The sequence below is a fragment of the Bradyrhizobium algeriense genome (assembly GCF_036924595.1).
GTDB lineage: Bacteria > Pseudomonadota > Alphaproteobacteria > Rhizobiales > Xanthobacteraceae > Bradyrhizobium > Bradyrhizobium algeriense.
The window spans coordinates 2,077,998-2,091,336 of record NZ_JAZHRV010000001.1; the positions used below are offsets into that span (position 1 = coordinate 2,077,998).

A 13,339-nucleotide genomic window follows, 5' to 3' on the forward strand; every position below is an offset into this window, starting at 1 on the left:
GGGCATCCGGCGGGGGTTTATTTGCCGAAGCCTGCCGGGGACAGAAGTCCGCCCGCCGTGCTATAATAGCAACCAAACCAGTGAATTTGCGAGAGCAATCATGGCAGTGCATCAGGTCAATCCGCAAGCATCGAAGCTCGCCGCGCTCGATCCGATCTGGGATCGCGTCCGGGGCGAGGCGGAGGACATCGTCCGCCGCGAGCCCGAACTGGCGTCCTTCATCTATTCGACCGTGCTGCATCACGAGCGCTTGGAAGATTCGGTGGTGCATCGCCTCGCCGAGCGGCTCGATCATTCGGCGCTGTCGGGCGACTTGATCCGCCAGACCTTTGACGAGGCGCTGCGCGACGAACCCGATATCGGCAACGCGTTCCGCGCCGACCTGGTCGCAGTCTACGACCGCGATCCCGCAACCTCGCGCTTCATCGATCCGTTGCTCTACTTCAAGGGTTTTCACGCGCTGCAGACACACAGGCTGGCGCACTGGCTCTATCAAAAGGGCCGCAAGGATTTCGCCTACTATCTGCAGAGCCGCTCGTCGGCGGTGTTTCAGACCGACATCAACCCCGCCGCCAGAATCGGCCGCGGTATTTTCCTCGATCACGCGACCGGCTTCGTCTGCGGCGAGACCGCCGTGATCGACGACGACGTTTCGATCCTGCACGGCGTCACGCTCGGCGGTACCGGCAAGGAGAACGAGGACCGTCATCCGAAGATCAGGCGCGGCGTGCTGATCGGGGCGGGCGCGAAGATTCTCGGAAATATCGAGATCGGTCATTGCGCGCGCATCGCCGCGGGCTCGGTGGTGGTCAAGCCGGTGCCACACAACGTCACGGTGGCCGGTGTCCCCGCCAAGATCGTCGGCGAGGCCGGCTGTGCAGAGCCTTCGCGCACCATGGATCAGATGCTCGGCGCGATCGGGCTTTGATTTTCCACACTTTCTCGCAGCCGTATTTGTGAAGTTACGGCTGGTAGTCTGCGCCGTCTCGTCCTAAAAACCTCCCGGAAATTCAAAGAATCCGATTGGAGACCGCCGTGGACGTTCAGGAAGTCAGGAAGCTCGACGCCTATCTCAAGCGCGTATTCGGCAATCCCAAGATCCGCGTAGTGCCGCGGCCGAAAAAGGACGACTCTGCCGAAGTCTATATCGGCGAGGAGTTCATCGGCGTGCTGTTCGTCGATGACGAGGACGATGATCGCTCGTTCCAGTTTCAGATGGCGATCCTCGAGGAAGATCTGGCCGACGTCGGGTGAGGCGCGTGCCGCGATGTCGTAGGGCGGGCAAAGTGACTTGTCCGCCGTAGCTCGAAGAGCGAAGGCGGAAGCGTGCCCACCAGCTTACTTTCGTAATCGTGAATTGCGATGGTGGGCACGGCGCTTTCGCGCCTTTGCCCACTCTACGGGGTGGCCTAGCTCTTCGGTCCCTGCATCTGCGCCGTCAGCCGCTCCATCGCATTTGCAACGTCGCGCCATTGCGGCAGCCAGCTGCGCGGAAAGCGGAACGTCAGATCGGCGCCGTCGACGCGGCGCTCGCTCAGGCACATGCCGGGCGTCTGGCCGTCGCGCGAGCAGCGCGCATTGAGGCTCGGCGTAGCGGCGGAGAACAGGTCCTCATTGGCGTAAGGCGAGCCGTCGCGAAAAGTGCGCATCGTCAATCCATCTTCCACCAGCGTGGAAGCCTGCTCGAGATAGCGCGGATAGATCGTGCGGACCCGCGCGTCCGGCGCCAGCGTATCGTGGTGGGCCGATATCGACAGGAAGATCCTGTCGATCGGCTGTACCTTTTCTTCGATCGTATCGGCGCTGACGTGCTTCGGCGCATCCGGCGGTTCCAGCGACGGGAAGACGAAATTGAGATCGACCCGCTCCTGCGGCCCGGAGTGGCGCTGGATCTTCCGGCGGATCGCCGCTGTCGGCACGTTGAAGAGCGTGGCGCCGACGCTGACCGGCAACCGACCGGGGGCGCTGGCAGGGCGCGCCACCCAGGTCGGCCACAGCAAATAGGCGACCAGCGCAACGGCGCTCGCAGCAATGGTTACCGCGACCATGATCAGGATCATGTGCGAGCGCGGGTCCCTGCGGGTGTCGCGGGCAATGTGCTGGGCCGTCGAAAGCAAGGTCATGAACGAAGCATCGGTCGAGGAAGAGCCAGGCGAATCATCCCGCGAATATGCCACGGGGCGAGTGATTTCCTCATGATTTCGCGGGAGTCCGGCCCCCGACAGCCATGCGCAAACGAGGTCCCTGCGGTCCGTTGTTAACCTTTCCTTAAGGATGCTGTGGCGGCCGCCGCCCAATTTTGCGAAAGCAGGGCGCGGTTTTCGAGTAGGGGAAGTTGCCACCATGTCGCCCGATGCGTTGAATTCCCTGTTCTCCCTTTTCATCGGCTTCGCGCTCGCGGGCGCGCTCACCAGCGGTTATCAGGCGATGGCGGCGCGGCCGGCGGGGTTCGGGCTGCTTGGCGAAGGCGTGGCGCCGAAGACGTTTGCGGCCGTGCCGTTTCTGGTTTTCGCCGCACCCTTCATCATCATGCGCAACACGTTGCGCGGCGCGAAGATCGAGCGCCGCCGCTTCGAATTCGTGATGATGGCGACCGTGCTTTCAGGCTTCTGGAGCTTGATGTCCGGCACGTTTTTCCTGATGACGCTGCGTGCCACCGGCGTGCTGGCCTGAGGCTTCAGGCCTGCTCGCTTGATCCCGCGCCAGCGGCTGTGCCAAGGTCTCCGCTAGAGCCATTTCCGTTCTGATTGAATCAGAACGGAGCTCTAGCCTTTTGTTTTGACGCGTTTTCTTCCCGCGAACCGGGAGCCACTTCGCTCGAAAACGCTCTGACGGAGACCTTTTTGCTATGGCGATCTACGAACTCGACGGACAGGGACCTGAACTCCCTGGAGACGGAAACTATTTCATCGCAGATACCGCCGTCGTGATCGGCAAGGTGCGCCTTCTGAATTCGGCCAGCGTGTGGTTCGGCGCGGTGCTGCGCGGCGACAATGAGTGGATCGAGATCGGCGAAGGCTCCAACGTGCAGGACAATTCCACCTGCCACACCGACCGCGGCTTTCCGCTGACGATCGGCAAGAACTGCACCGTCGGCCACAATGTCATCCTGCACGGCTGCACGCTCGAGGACGACGCGCTGGTCGGGATGGGCTCGATCGTGATGAACGGCGCTCGCATCCGTCGCGGCAGCATTGTCGGCGCGGGATCGGTCATCACCGAAGGCAAGGAATATCCCGAATATTCCCTGATCATCGGCTCGCCCGCGCGCGTGGTCCGCACGTTGACGCCGGAGCAGGTGACGGCGATGGGAAGTGCTGCGAAATTCTACGCGCTCAACGGTCCGCGCTTCAAAAACGGATTGAAGAAAATCGGCTGACGACGCCGGCCTGCTTTCGGGCTCAGGTGCCTTCGCCTTCCCTTGCCGCGCGGGCGCCGGCGACTTTTTCATGGCCGGCGGCCCAGAGCGCATGCTCGTCGCTGCCATCCTGATACGGATTGGCTTCCGCCGGCATGTTCTGGCGTGCGGCGCGCTGGCCCTGCTCGAAAGGATCCGGGTCGGAATTCATGATGGCGCCTTTCCGGTTTTCGATCTTGTCGTCTTCGGCGTCGCGTCCTTGGAAAGCCTCGCACTCTTTCGCAGCGCATCCTTCAGATCAATGGGAATGCCGTGCTTCTTGAGCAGGTCGGCAAAGGCTTCGTCGGCCAGTTCCTGAAACGTCCCCATTCGATCGCGTGCAAGCTGGGTGAGCTTGTCGAGCGTGTCGTCGTCGAAGGCGATCAATTTGCGCAAGCGTGACCACTCCGGGCATCGAGCGGATGTGAGTGAATGATCGGGCGGCGGAATCGTTCCGGCAGGAACAACGGCCGGGCCGCCGTCGTTGCTCCGAAAAGGAGATTTCCCATGAAGCTGGTATCTGCAGCCGCCGCAGTTGCGGCAATCACAATCCTGATATCCCCGGTCGCTTCGTTTGCCCAGAGCGCAGGCGGATCCGCGGGCGGGTCGTCTGCCGGCAGCAGCAGCGGTAGCGCCGCCGGCTCGCCGAGCGCAGGCTCTGCCGGCGCCGGTTCGCAAGGCATCAGCGGCGTTCCTCCCGGGCCTGCCGCTCCCGGAGGACTTAACAATGCCGGCGAAGATCCAAGCGGCGCGGCGAACGCGTCCAGGCGCGCGTCTCCACCTGCGCCTGGGACCAACACCGCCGGCACTGCGCAGTCGTCTGGCGGCGGCGTCAACACTGGCAGCGGCGTAACCACGGGGTCGGGAAGATCGGAAAAGGACGTCGACACCGCAATCTCCGAAGAGAACAAGATGATCGATCGCAAGGTGAAGAGCATTTGTCGCGGCTGCTGATCTCCCGGAGCGCAGGTCGCGCAGATGTGAGCAAAATTGCCCAGCCGTCTCGGAGAACCCGTCCTAAGGTTGGTGCGGGATCTGTGAGGATCCGACGCCGAGAGCGTCGAGCCTTCGAACTCAAGATCACGGAGGATGTGTCATGTTACGCAAAATGATGGTCGCCTTTTTCGTGACCGCCTCAGTCGCCATGCTGGCCCCGGATACAGCTTCGGCCCGTTTTGGCGGCGGTGGCGGTGGCGGTTTCCGCGGCGGCGGGATGGGAATGGGTGGCGGCGGCTTCCGCGGCGGCGGGATGGGAATGGGTGGCGGCGGTTTCCGCGGCGGCGCGGTCGGAATCGGTGGCGGCGGCTTCCGCAGTGGCGGGATCGGAATAGGTGGTGCGGGCTTACGCGGTGGCGGGATTGGAGTGGGCGGACCTGGCTTCCGCACTGCCGCGATCGGAGGACCTGGCTTCCGTGCTGCCGCGATCGGCGGCGGTTTCCGTTCGGCCGCTTTGCCAGCAGCCGGATTTCGCGGCGGCACCTTCGCCGTCAACCGCTTCCGCGGCGGCTTCCATCCCGGATTCCGGCATCGCAGATTTCCGGTGGTAGCGGTCGGCCTTGGCCTTGGCCTGGGCTACGGGCTCTACGGACCCTACGGCTATTACAACGACTATGATTACGGCTATTACGGCTATGACGATTCCTATTATTACGGCGATAGCGGCTGCTACATCGTTCGCCGGAGTGTGCTTACTCCATATGGCTGGCGCATTCGGCCCGTTCAGGTATGCGGCTGACCTGGGACGTCCGGTCGCACGACAAGGAGCAAAATAGGCCAAGTCAACTCCGAGAACTCGTTCTAGACTTAACCCGGGATCTGCGAGGATCCGACGCCGAAAGCGTCGAGCACTTCGAGGGCGAGATCACAGCGGCATGAATAGCGCGACCTCGGTGTTTTCATCACCGAGGCCGTGGTTTTTATTCCGTTTGCTGATGCGCCGTTTGCATCTGATCAGGGATGTTGAACATGCTCACAGCCCCGGCATTGACGTTGCTATTTCTGATTATCGTGATTTGTCTGGGTGCGGCCTTCGTCTGGATGTTCTGGGAAATCGAGCAGAGGACGTCCAGGCCGCATCGGATACCCAAGCCATACCGCAAGAGCGATCACGTCGGATAGGCGATCTCGACAGCGTCGTGCGCTATCGCGTACTGCGCGCGATGCTTTGGCGTCTGCCGTCACCAGCCATCATTCGCAATTTTCCGAAAAATTGCGACTATTAGTTGATGCATCCTTAGATGGTCGCATGGAACTTTGCCGCGCGTACATGGAACCTTCGCATGTCTGGCAAAGAATTTGTGGAGGCGGGAAACTTGTAGTGCCGCGACCTGTCGCGGATGGTGGCTTGATTGATCGTCTCATCCACGTCAGATCTCTCGTCGGCCCTCAAATCGTGCACACGAGAGTTTCGAGCTTCCGTCAGCTTGATCGCGCTGTTGTGGGGCTTGTGTTGCGCGCAGCCGGCGATGGCGCAATCGCTGCCGACCGGCGGAACGGTGGCGAGCGGGAACGTTGCGATCGGTTCGACTTCGCCGAGCAGTCTCACGGTCACCCAGTCGAGCCGCACCGGCATCGTCAACTGGTCGAGCTTTTCGATCGGGCAGGGCCACCAGGTCCAGTTCGATAACGGCAGCGGCGCGACGCTCAACCGCGTGACCGGCAATGTGCCGTCGTCGATCAACGGCGTCCTGTCGGCGACCGGCTCGGTCTACCTCGTCAATCCGTCGGGCATCGTCGTCGGACCGAGCGGCGTGATCAATACCGGCGGCAGCTTCGTGGCCTCGACGCTCGATGTGAAGGATGCGGAGTTCCGCGCCGGAGGATCGCTGACCTTCAGCGGCAACAGCAACGCCTCGGTGGTGAATCTCGGCAAGATCGGCGCGTCGAAGGGCGACGTCGTCCTGATCGCGCGACAGGTTCGTAACGACGGCTCGCTGAGCGCGCGCAACGGCACCGCCGCGATGGCGTCCGGCAGCGAGGTGGTGTTGAGCGACGGCTCGCTCGGCAACGGCAAGGTGCTGGTGCGGCGTCCGGCGCAGGACGGCGAGATCCGTAACAGCGGCGCGATCCGCGCCGCCGAAGTAGAATTGCGCGCCAATGGCGGCAACATTTATGCGCTCGCCGGCAACACCGGGCGGGCCATCACGGCAACAGGCGTCGCCAGCAAGGGCGGACGAATTTTTCTCACGGCCGAGGGCGGTTCGGTCAATGTGACGCAGAAAGTTGTGGCGCGGCGCCTGCAAGCTAACGCGGCGCGGGGCTCGTTCAGCGGCGGCGACGTCGTCGTCAGCGGCAACAAGGTCGTGGTCGGCGGCACGATCAAGGCGAAGGGCGACGGCGGCGCCGGCGGCACCGTCGTGGTGACGGGCACGGACATCACCCTGACGTCGGGCGCTGCGCTCGATGCCAGCGGGACATCGGGCGGCACCGTGCTGATTGGCGGCGACCGGGCCGGTGGATCGGACGCCGCGCTCAAGTTTCTGCCGCAGACCATCGCCAATGCACAGAGCACGACGGTTGAGGCGGGTGCGACGATCACGGCCGACGGCACGTCGGGCACCGGCGGCAATGTGGTGGTGTGGTCGGATGGCACGACGTCGTTTGCCGGCGCCATCAGCACCCGGGGTCTGCGCGGCGGCTTCATCGAGACCTCGGGGCATGTGTTCAACTTCACCGGTGGCAGCGTCAATGCCGGCAGGGGCGGTGCATGGCTGCTCGATCCCGTGGATCTGACGATCGACGCGACGCTCGCCGGCACCATCGCGACCGCGCTCGACGCGGGCAGCGATGTCACCCAGCTGACGAGCGCGTCCGGCAGCGGCGGCAACGGCGACATCACGGTGGCAAGCGGCATCAACTGGTCGAGCGATGCAACGCTGACACTCAGCGCCTATCGCAACATCGCGATCAACGCCAACATCGCCAGCACCGGCGGCGGTGGTGTCGTGCTGAGCGCCGACAATTCCGGCACGGGGACAGGCACCGTGACGTTCGGCGGCGGGCAGATATCGACGGCGGGGACCGTCTCGATCTTCTACAACCCGACCGGCAGCAGTTCGACCGTCAATGCCACCAAGTACACGGCGCCGACGCAGACGAACTTCAGCGGCAACGTCACCGGCGGCGCCACGCTCAAGACCAACATGCTGGTCAACACCGTCTATGACCTGCAGAACATGAAGAACAGCCTGGCCGGCACCTATGCGCTCGGCCGCGACATCGATGCTGCAATCACGTCCGGCTGGAACAGCGGCACCGGGTTCGAGCCGATCGGAGCCGGGATCAGCTTCACCGGAAACTTGAACGGCCAGGGCCACACGATCTCCGGCCTCTTCATCAATCGGCCGGGTAGCCAAAATGTCGGGCTGATCAGCTACCTCGGCACCGGCGCCGCGGTGAGCAACATCGGCGTCATCGGTGCGACCGTAACCGGCGGGACTGCTGTCGGCGCGATCGTCGGCTCGAACTACGGGGCGGTCACGAATGTCTATTCGAGCGGATCGGTCACCGCCACCAATGCCGGCGCCGGCGGTCTTGTCGGCTACAATTTTCAGACCGTGTCGAATGGATATTCGAGCAGCACCGTGAGCGGACCGCTCTACGTCGGGGGCGCCGTCGGGCTGAACAATATCGCCAGTCTCGGCGGCGGCAACGTCAGCGCTGGCGCGATTTCCCAGGTCTATGCGACGGGTGCCGTTACCGGCACGGGCGGCAGTCCGAGCGCTATCGGCGGCTTGGTCGGCTTCAACGGCAACTCGATCACGCAATCCTACTGGGATAGCTACACGACGGGCCGGGCGTCCGGCGTCGGCTCCGGCGGTTCGGCCGGCGCGACGGCCGTGACCAGCGACCCCGCGCAATCCGCCGCGGCCAACTACGCCTTCAAGCAGATCGCCTATAGCGATTTCGATTTTGTCCCCGGCAATACCTCTACCGGCTGGTTCTTGGTCGATGGCCGGACCCGCCCATTCGGCCAGTGGGAATATTCGACCAATATCGCGAACGCACATCAGCTTCAGTTGATGGCGATGAATCTTGATGTGAGCTACACGCTCGCATCCAACATTGATTTTTCGAGCGGCCTTGCCGTGGGCGGCAAGTATCCCGGCATGTGGTCGGCGAGCGGGTTCTCGCCGATCGGCGATTATTCCAACCAGTTCGCGGGGGGCTTTGACGGCCAAGGCCGTGTGATCTCGAACCTGGCGATCGATCTGCCGTCGACTAACTATGTCGGACTTTTCGGATATGCCGGAGCCGGAGCTGCGCTGAGCAATGTCAGCTTGCAAGCCGCAACTGTCGCTGGGGCGGCGCGCGTCGGCATCCTGGCCGGCATGTCGAGGGGGACCATCAGCAATGCCTCCGCGACCGGCACGGTCACGGCCGGTGGTTATGGCGGAGGGCTGGCAGGCGAATCCTCAGGTAGCGTCGCCAGTAGCTGGGCGGCCGTCGCGGTCGCCGGCACAACCACCACCAGTTCGTCCATGGGCGGCCTCATCGGATGGAACAACGTGGACGGCACCATCCAGGATAGCTACGCGATCGGCAACGTGACGGCGGGTACCGCGGGCACGCGCGCCGGCGGCCTCGCCGGTAACAACAATGGCAGCATCCTCAGGAGCTATGCCACTGGGGCAGTCAGTGGTGGCAGCCAGGGAGTCGGCGGCCTGGTCGGCTTCAACAGCGGCACGCCGCCGGCAACCATTGTTGAGTCCTATGCAACCGGAGCAGTGACCGCGACAGCTTTCGCGGGCGGACTGGTCGGCATCAACACCGTGGGAGCTTCGGTCAGCAAGTCCTACGCGACTGGAGCGGTCACAGCCACGGCAGCCGCCACCGCATCGACAGCCGGGGGACTGATCGGCAGCAACTCCGGAGCCGTCACTCAGTCCTATGCGACAGGGGCCGTCAACGCCACGTCCGCTCTCGCGGCTACAACGGTAGCGGCCGGCGGGTTGATCGGCATCAACTCCAGCACGGGCACAGTCACGCAGTCCTACGCAACCGGCGCCGCGGTCAGCGTGGTCTCGGTTTCCGGCACGTCAACAGCGGGTGGATTGATCGGCAGGAACGTCGGCGGAGCCGCCGTGATGCAGTCCTACGCGGTCGGTGCGGCCACCGCCACCGCCGCGGCCGGGACAGCAATGGCGGGCGGACTGATCGGCAGCCACAGCAGCACGGGCACGGTCACACAGACCTATGCGACGGGTGCGGTCAGCGCCATCTCGCCTTCCGGCACCGCAATGGCCGGCGGCCTGATCGGATCGGCCACCGGCACGGGGGCCGTTACGTCGTCCTACTGGGACACCGATACGTCCGGCAGGGCGAATGCCGTCGGCAGCGGCGCCAGCACCGGCATCACGGGCCTCACCACCAGCCAGATGCAGGATCCCGCAAACTATGCGTCGACCTATGCGGGTTGGGATTTCGCCAATGTCTGGTCCGCGCCGAGCGCCGGCTACTATCCGCAGCTCTACGGCGTCAATTACGTGCTGCGGGTCGCGCCGGACAATGCATCGCGTGTCTATGGCGACGCCAACCCCGCGTTCACCTATTCGATCTACGGCCTGCATGCCGGCGATACGGCCGGGATCATCACCGGCGTCTCGGTATCTACGGCGGCAACGACGGTATCGAATGTCGGCAGCTACGCGATCACCGCCACGGCCGCCGGTGCCGTTAGTGCCTCCGGCCAAGCCTATCGCTTCATCGATGCACCCGGCACATTGGCCGTCACGCCGCGTTCGATCACCGTGACGGCCGACGCCCAGAGCCGTGTCTATGGCGACACCAATCCGGCGTTCACCTATCAGGTCGGCGGCTCAGGCCTCTTCAATGCTGACACGCTGTCGGGCGCGCTGGCGACGTCAGCGACGACAACCAGCAATGTCGGCATCTACGGCATCACGCAGGGCACGCTCGGCTCGCCGAACTATACGATATCGTCTTTTACCGGTGCCAGCCTGACGATCACGCCGCGCGCGATCACGGTGACTGCCGATGCGAAGAGCCGCGCCTATGGCGAAGCCAATCCTGCGCTGACCTATCAGGTCGGTGGCTCGGGCCTCGTCAATGGCGACATGCTATCAGGAGCGCTCGCGACATCGGCGACGACTTCCAGCGCTGCCGGCGTCTACGGCATCACGCAGGGAACGCTGGCGGCCTCATCGAACTACGCCTTCGCCTTCGTTGGAGTGTACCTCACGGTTACGCCTGTGGCGGCCCCTCGCGTACCGACCGCAGAACTTGGAGCTTACGTGAAGTCGCGGATGGCTTTGCCCGCGCCGCAACCGCCCGAGCAGATGCGCGAGCCCGTGAGCATCGAGCAATCGACTCCCGCAATCATCTGCAAATCCAGGCAATGCCTTGAGCTTCCTCATCCGCACAATCGGCGGATTGGCGAACGCGCCAGATTCGTCGATACGATGATCGATCGCAATCGGCTGCCAGCCTTTGTCGACAATTGATGTTGAGTGCGTGCGTGAGGCCAGCGCAAGCGGCCACACACATTTCGAATCTGTCGATACACGCATAAGTTGGTGTAAGCGGATAGGTTTCAACCATTCGCGCTGTAATTTTGTCACAGGTGGAACTCAACCTTAAACCGTTCTTAATCCATAAACCATATTGGTTGATTTATTCATTGTTCGCCGTGTGCGACAGAACGTCGGAAACGTGCAGCACATGCAGACTCACGCGTCGATATCCCGAAGCCCCGGCAGGCTCCGGTTGTCATGATGGCGTCGCTTTCAGGACATTTCGGATCGCGCATGACGCAACGGGTGCGAACATCCGCGCATCATGGAAGCGGAATCGGCACCTGTTGCGCGCTGATCATGACCTGCACGGTTGCGATCGCGCCTGATGGCATTGCGCAGGCGCAAGTGGTGGAGCGCAATCTGCCGCCGGAGCCGCCGCGTCGCGCGTCGGCGATCAAGATCGATACCAACGATCTGCTCAAGAGCGATGACGCAACGCCGCTTGGCGTAAATGTTCAAGCCATCGTTCTGATTGGAGCAAACGCCGGCGCGACACCGGTCAGCGGTGTGAAGGGTGTCGATGTAAGTCAGGTCAGCGGAATCGACGGCGCCGCGCTTCGCGAGCAACTCACGCCATTCGTCGATCGGCCGCTCAGCCGCAAGCTGATTGCCGAAGTGCAGGCGGCGGTGGCCGCGGCTTACCGCGAGGCCGGGCGACCGTTCGTATCGGTTACGCTGCCGCCGCAGGAAGTATCGTCCGGCGTGCTCCAGTTGCGCGTGATCGTCTTCAAGGTTGCCGGCGTCAAGGTGACGGGAGCCGCGGCCGAGAGCTATCCGCAAAGCCGCATCCGCCTGGTCTCCGGACAGGAAATCGATGCCCGCAAACTCGAGACCGATCTCGATTGGGCCAACCGCAATCCGTTTCGGCAAGTCGAAGCGGTGTTCGGCCCTGGCAAGGATCTCGGCCTGACCGACGTCAACATCCAGGTGACGGACCGCAAGCCGTGGCAGGTGTACGCCGGCTATGCCAACAGCGGCACGCTCCTGACCGACCGCAATCGCTATTATGTCGGCGCCAGCGGGGCGCCGTCCGCCGATATCTTCGCGTCCTATCAACTCACCGGCAGCAGCAATTTCTGGATGGACGACGGACTGTTCAGCCGGCCCGACGACGCCAAATATGTCAGTCAGGCGGGGCGGCTGCTCACGCCGCTCGGATTACGCACGAGTCTTGAAGTCGTGGGCGATCATGTGCTGACCAATGAGCGGCCCAACGATCTGTTCCGGATCAAGACTCAAACCGGCCAGGCATTGGCAATCGTTCGGACCGCGCTGTCCGGTCTGCTGCCGCCTGCGGCCGGCGATCTCCTCGGTGGCGTCGAACTCAAGCACCAGCTACGCACGACCATCTTCGATGGTACGCCTGTCGCGGAGGGCAGCGCCGATGTTGCCCAGTTGGTGGTCGGGTGGAACGGGCGCTGGTCGGACAATCTGGGCGCCAACACGCTCGACGTCCGTTTCAAGTCCAATCCCGGCGGCATCCTGTCCGGCAACAATTCGGGTGCCTGGAGCGCCTTCACCAACGGACGTGTCACCGACGTGCAGACCAATCTCGTCACCCTCGAGTTTGGCCGCGTCACGCCGCTGCCGAAGGGCCTGTCGCTGAAATCGGAAGTATCCGCGCTGGCATCCTCCAAGCCGCTTCCGGACACCGAACGCATCGGGCTCGGCGGGATCCACGCCGTGCGCGGTTATGTGACCGAAGACGGTGCGGTCGACCAGGCCCTGATCTTGCGCAACTCGCTCTACGTCGCGATGCCCAGCATGCCCGCCTGGATGCCGGGCACGCTGGCGCCGTTCCTGTTGGCCGACGTCGGGTGGGGGCGGGACCTGTATTTCCGGCGCGGCTCCACGCTGTCGTCGGTCGGGGGCGGACTAGACTTTGCGGCCGGGTCGAACTTCAATTCCAAACTGCTGGCGGCGAGGGCAATGACCGACGGGCTGCACACCCCGGTCGGCACCTGGCGCGTGTCGCTGCAGGCGTCAGCAAGCTATTGAGCGCCCCTGTTTCAGCTCACAGATTTCGGGCTAAAGCGGGATGAGATTCGGTTGGGCCGTGACAACGGACCATTTTTCTTTCTCCTGCCCGGACGCAAGCAGCACGAGTGCGGCGAGCCGGCCCCTTCTACTTTGCATGGGGTTGTTTTCGCGATTTTGTGTCCAGGCTCTGCGTGCCGCCGAAGAGGCGCTGCGCTGGTCTAGCTCAACCAGCCGGTTAGTAGGAGGCGCACGGCGCAACGGCCCAAAAATCGGGCACAAAAAAACAAGGCCGTCGACGCAGTATACCGTCAACGACCTTGCCAGCCCCGGATATTGAAATCGGCTCACGCCATCCGGTGAATTTCAGGATGCCCGGGATTCTCACGTGGATATGTGAACCAGTTCACAAAGGCGGAAAAAAGTTGCG

Annotated in this window: 12 protein-coding genes; 9 read left to right on the top strand and 3 right to left on the bottom strand. The window is 63.3% G+C overall.

Features of this window, described 5'->3' with window-relative positions:
* Nucleotides 1-100: 100 nt before the first annotated feature.
* Together cysE and V1286_RS10025 are read left to right on the top strand one after the other, a co-directional pair.
* Nucleotides 101-928, top strand: a complete 828-nt coding sequence (gene cysE / locus V1286_RS10020) for a serine O-acetyltransferase (protein WP_334479283.1) — start codon at nucleotides 101-103, stop codon at nucleotides 926-928.
* A 107-nt stretch (nucleotides 929-1,035) separates the two neighbouring features.
* Nucleotides 1,036-1,254, top strand: a complete 219-nt coding sequence (locus V1286_RS10025) for a DUF3126 family protein (protein ID WP_025590201.1) — start codon at nucleotides 1,036-1,038, stop codon at nucleotides 1,252-1,254.
* A 155-nt stretch (nucleotides 1,255-1,409) separates the two neighbouring features.
* On the opposite strand, the gene V1286_RS10030 is transcribed toward V1286_RS10025, so the two are convergent.
* A complete protein-coding gene (locus V1286_RS10030) occupies nucleotides 1,410-2,123 on the bottom strand; it encodes a hypothetical protein (RefSeq protein ID WP_334479284.1) in 714 nt (237 codons plus the stop codon).
* Nucleotides 2,124-2,343: 220 nt separating this feature from the next.
* Between V1286_RS10030 and V1286_RS10035 the strand changes: the two genes are divergently transcribed.
* Nucleotides 2,344-2,673: a DUF6949 family protein gene (locus V1286_RS10035; RefSeq protein WP_334479287.1), complete on the top strand. Its 330-nt coding sequence runs from the start codon at nucleotides 2,344-2,346 to the stop codon at nucleotides 2,671-2,673.
* 175 nt (nucleotides 2,674-2,848) lie between these two features.
* Entirely contained in the window at nucleotides 2,849-3,379 is a 531-nt protein-coding gene (locus V1286_RS10040) for a gamma carbonic anhydrase family protein (protein WP_108516728.1), read from the top strand.
* A gap of 22 nt (nucleotides 3,380-3,401) precedes the next feature.
* Here the strand turns inward: V1286_RS10040 and V1286_RS10045 are convergent, their stop codons facing one another.
* Complete coding sequence (locus tag V1286_RS10045; protein WP_334479288.1) at nucleotides 3,402-3,569, bottom strand: hypothetical protein; 168 nt, start codon at nucleotides 3,567-3,569, stop codon at nucleotides 3,402-3,404.
* Nucleotides 3,566-3,793 carry a hypothetical protein gene (locus tag V1286_RS10050; protein ID WP_108516731.1) on the bottom strand — a complete coding sequence of 76 codons (228 nt, stop codon included), beginning with the start codon at nucleotides 3,791-3,793 and terminating at the stop codon, nucleotides 3,566-3,568. The genes V1286_RS10045 and V1286_RS10050 overlap by 4 nt, the downstream gene beginning before the upstream one ends.
* Nucleotides 3,794-3,904: 111 nt before the next feature.
* Between V1286_RS10050 and V1286_RS10055 the strand changes: the two genes are divergently transcribed.
* The 5 genes from V1286_RS10055 to V1286_RS10075 all read left to right on the top strand — a co-directional run bounded on the left by V1286_RS10055 (nucleotide 3,905) and on the right by V1286_RS10075 (nucleotide 12,930).
* The gene (locus tag V1286_RS10055) at nucleotides 3,905-4,351 is read left to right on the top strand and encodes a hypothetical protein (protein WP_334479290.1); all 447 of its coding nucleotides are present in this window, start codon (nucleotides 3,905-3,907) and stop codon (nucleotides 4,349-4,351) included.
* A 142-nt stretch (nucleotides 4,352-4,493) separates the two neighbouring features.
* The gene (locus tag V1286_RS10060; RefSeq protein WP_334479291.1) at nucleotides 4,494-5,132 is read left to right on the top strand and encodes a hypothetical protein; all 639 of its coding nucleotides are present in this window, start codon (nucleotides 4,494-4,496) and stop codon (nucleotides 5,130-5,132) included.
* A gap of 136 nt (nucleotides 5,133-5,268) precedes the next feature.
* The gene (locus V1286_RS10065; RefSeq protein WP_334479292.1) at nucleotides 5,269-5,619 is read left to right on the top strand and encodes a hypothetical protein; all 351 of its coding nucleotides are present in this window, start codon (nucleotides 5,269-5,271) and stop codon (nucleotides 5,617-5,619) included.
* Nucleotides 5,620-5,820: 201 nt separating this feature from the next.
* Nucleotides 5,821-10,860: an MBG domain-containing protein gene (locus tag V1286_RS10070; RefSeq protein ID WP_334479294.1), complete on the top strand. Its 5,040-nt coding sequence runs from the start codon at nucleotides 5,821-5,823 to the stop codon at nucleotides 10,858-10,860.
* A 369-nt stretch (nucleotides 10,861-11,229) separates the two neighbouring features.
* A complete protein-coding gene (locus tag V1286_RS10075) occupies nucleotides 11,230-12,930 on the top strand; it encodes a ShlB/FhaC/HecB family hemolysin secretion/activation protein (protein ID WP_334479296.1) in 1,701 nt (566 codons plus the stop codon).
* The last annotated feature ends 409 nt before the right edge of the window (nucleotides 12,931-13,339 follow it).

Excerpts from the sequence above, each read along its gene's own strand:
- cysE (WP_334479283.1), top strand. The coding sequence starts at position 101 with ATGGCAGTGCATCAGGTCAATCCGCAAGCATCGAAGCTCGCCGCGCTC.
- V1286_RS10030 (WP_334479284.1), bottom strand. The coding sequence starts at position 2,123 with ATGACCTTGCTTTCGACGGCCCAGCACATTGCCCGCGACACCCGCAGG.
- V1286_RS10035 (WP_334479287.1), top strand. The coding sequence starts at position 2,344 with ATGTCGCCCGATGCGTTGAATTCCCTGTTCTCCCTTTTCATCGGCTTC.
- V1286_RS10040 (WP_108516728.1), top strand. The coding sequence starts at position 2,849 with ATGGCGATCTACGAACTCGACGGACAGGGACCTGAACTCCCTGGAGAC.
- V1286_RS10045 (WP_334479288.1), bottom strand. The coding sequence starts at position 3,569 with ATGAATTCCGACCCGGATCCTTTCGAGCAGGGCCAGCGCGCCGCACGC.
- V1286_RS10055 (WP_334479290.1), top strand. The coding sequence starts at position 3,905 with ATGAAGCTGGTATCTGCAGCCGCCGCAGTTGCGGCAATCACAATCCTG.
- V1286_RS10060 (WP_334479291.1), top strand. The coding sequence starts at position 4,494 with ATGTTACGCAAAATGATGGTCGCCTTTTTCGTGACCGCCTCAGTCGCC.
- V1286_RS10065 (WP_334479292.1), top strand. The coding sequence starts at position 5,269 with ATGAATAGCGCGACCTCGGTGTTTTCATCACCGAGGCCGTGGTTTTTA.
- V1286_RS10075 (WP_334479296.1), top strand. The coding sequence starts at position 11,230 with ATGACCTGCACGGTTGCGATCGCGCCTGATGGCATTGCGCAGGCGCAA.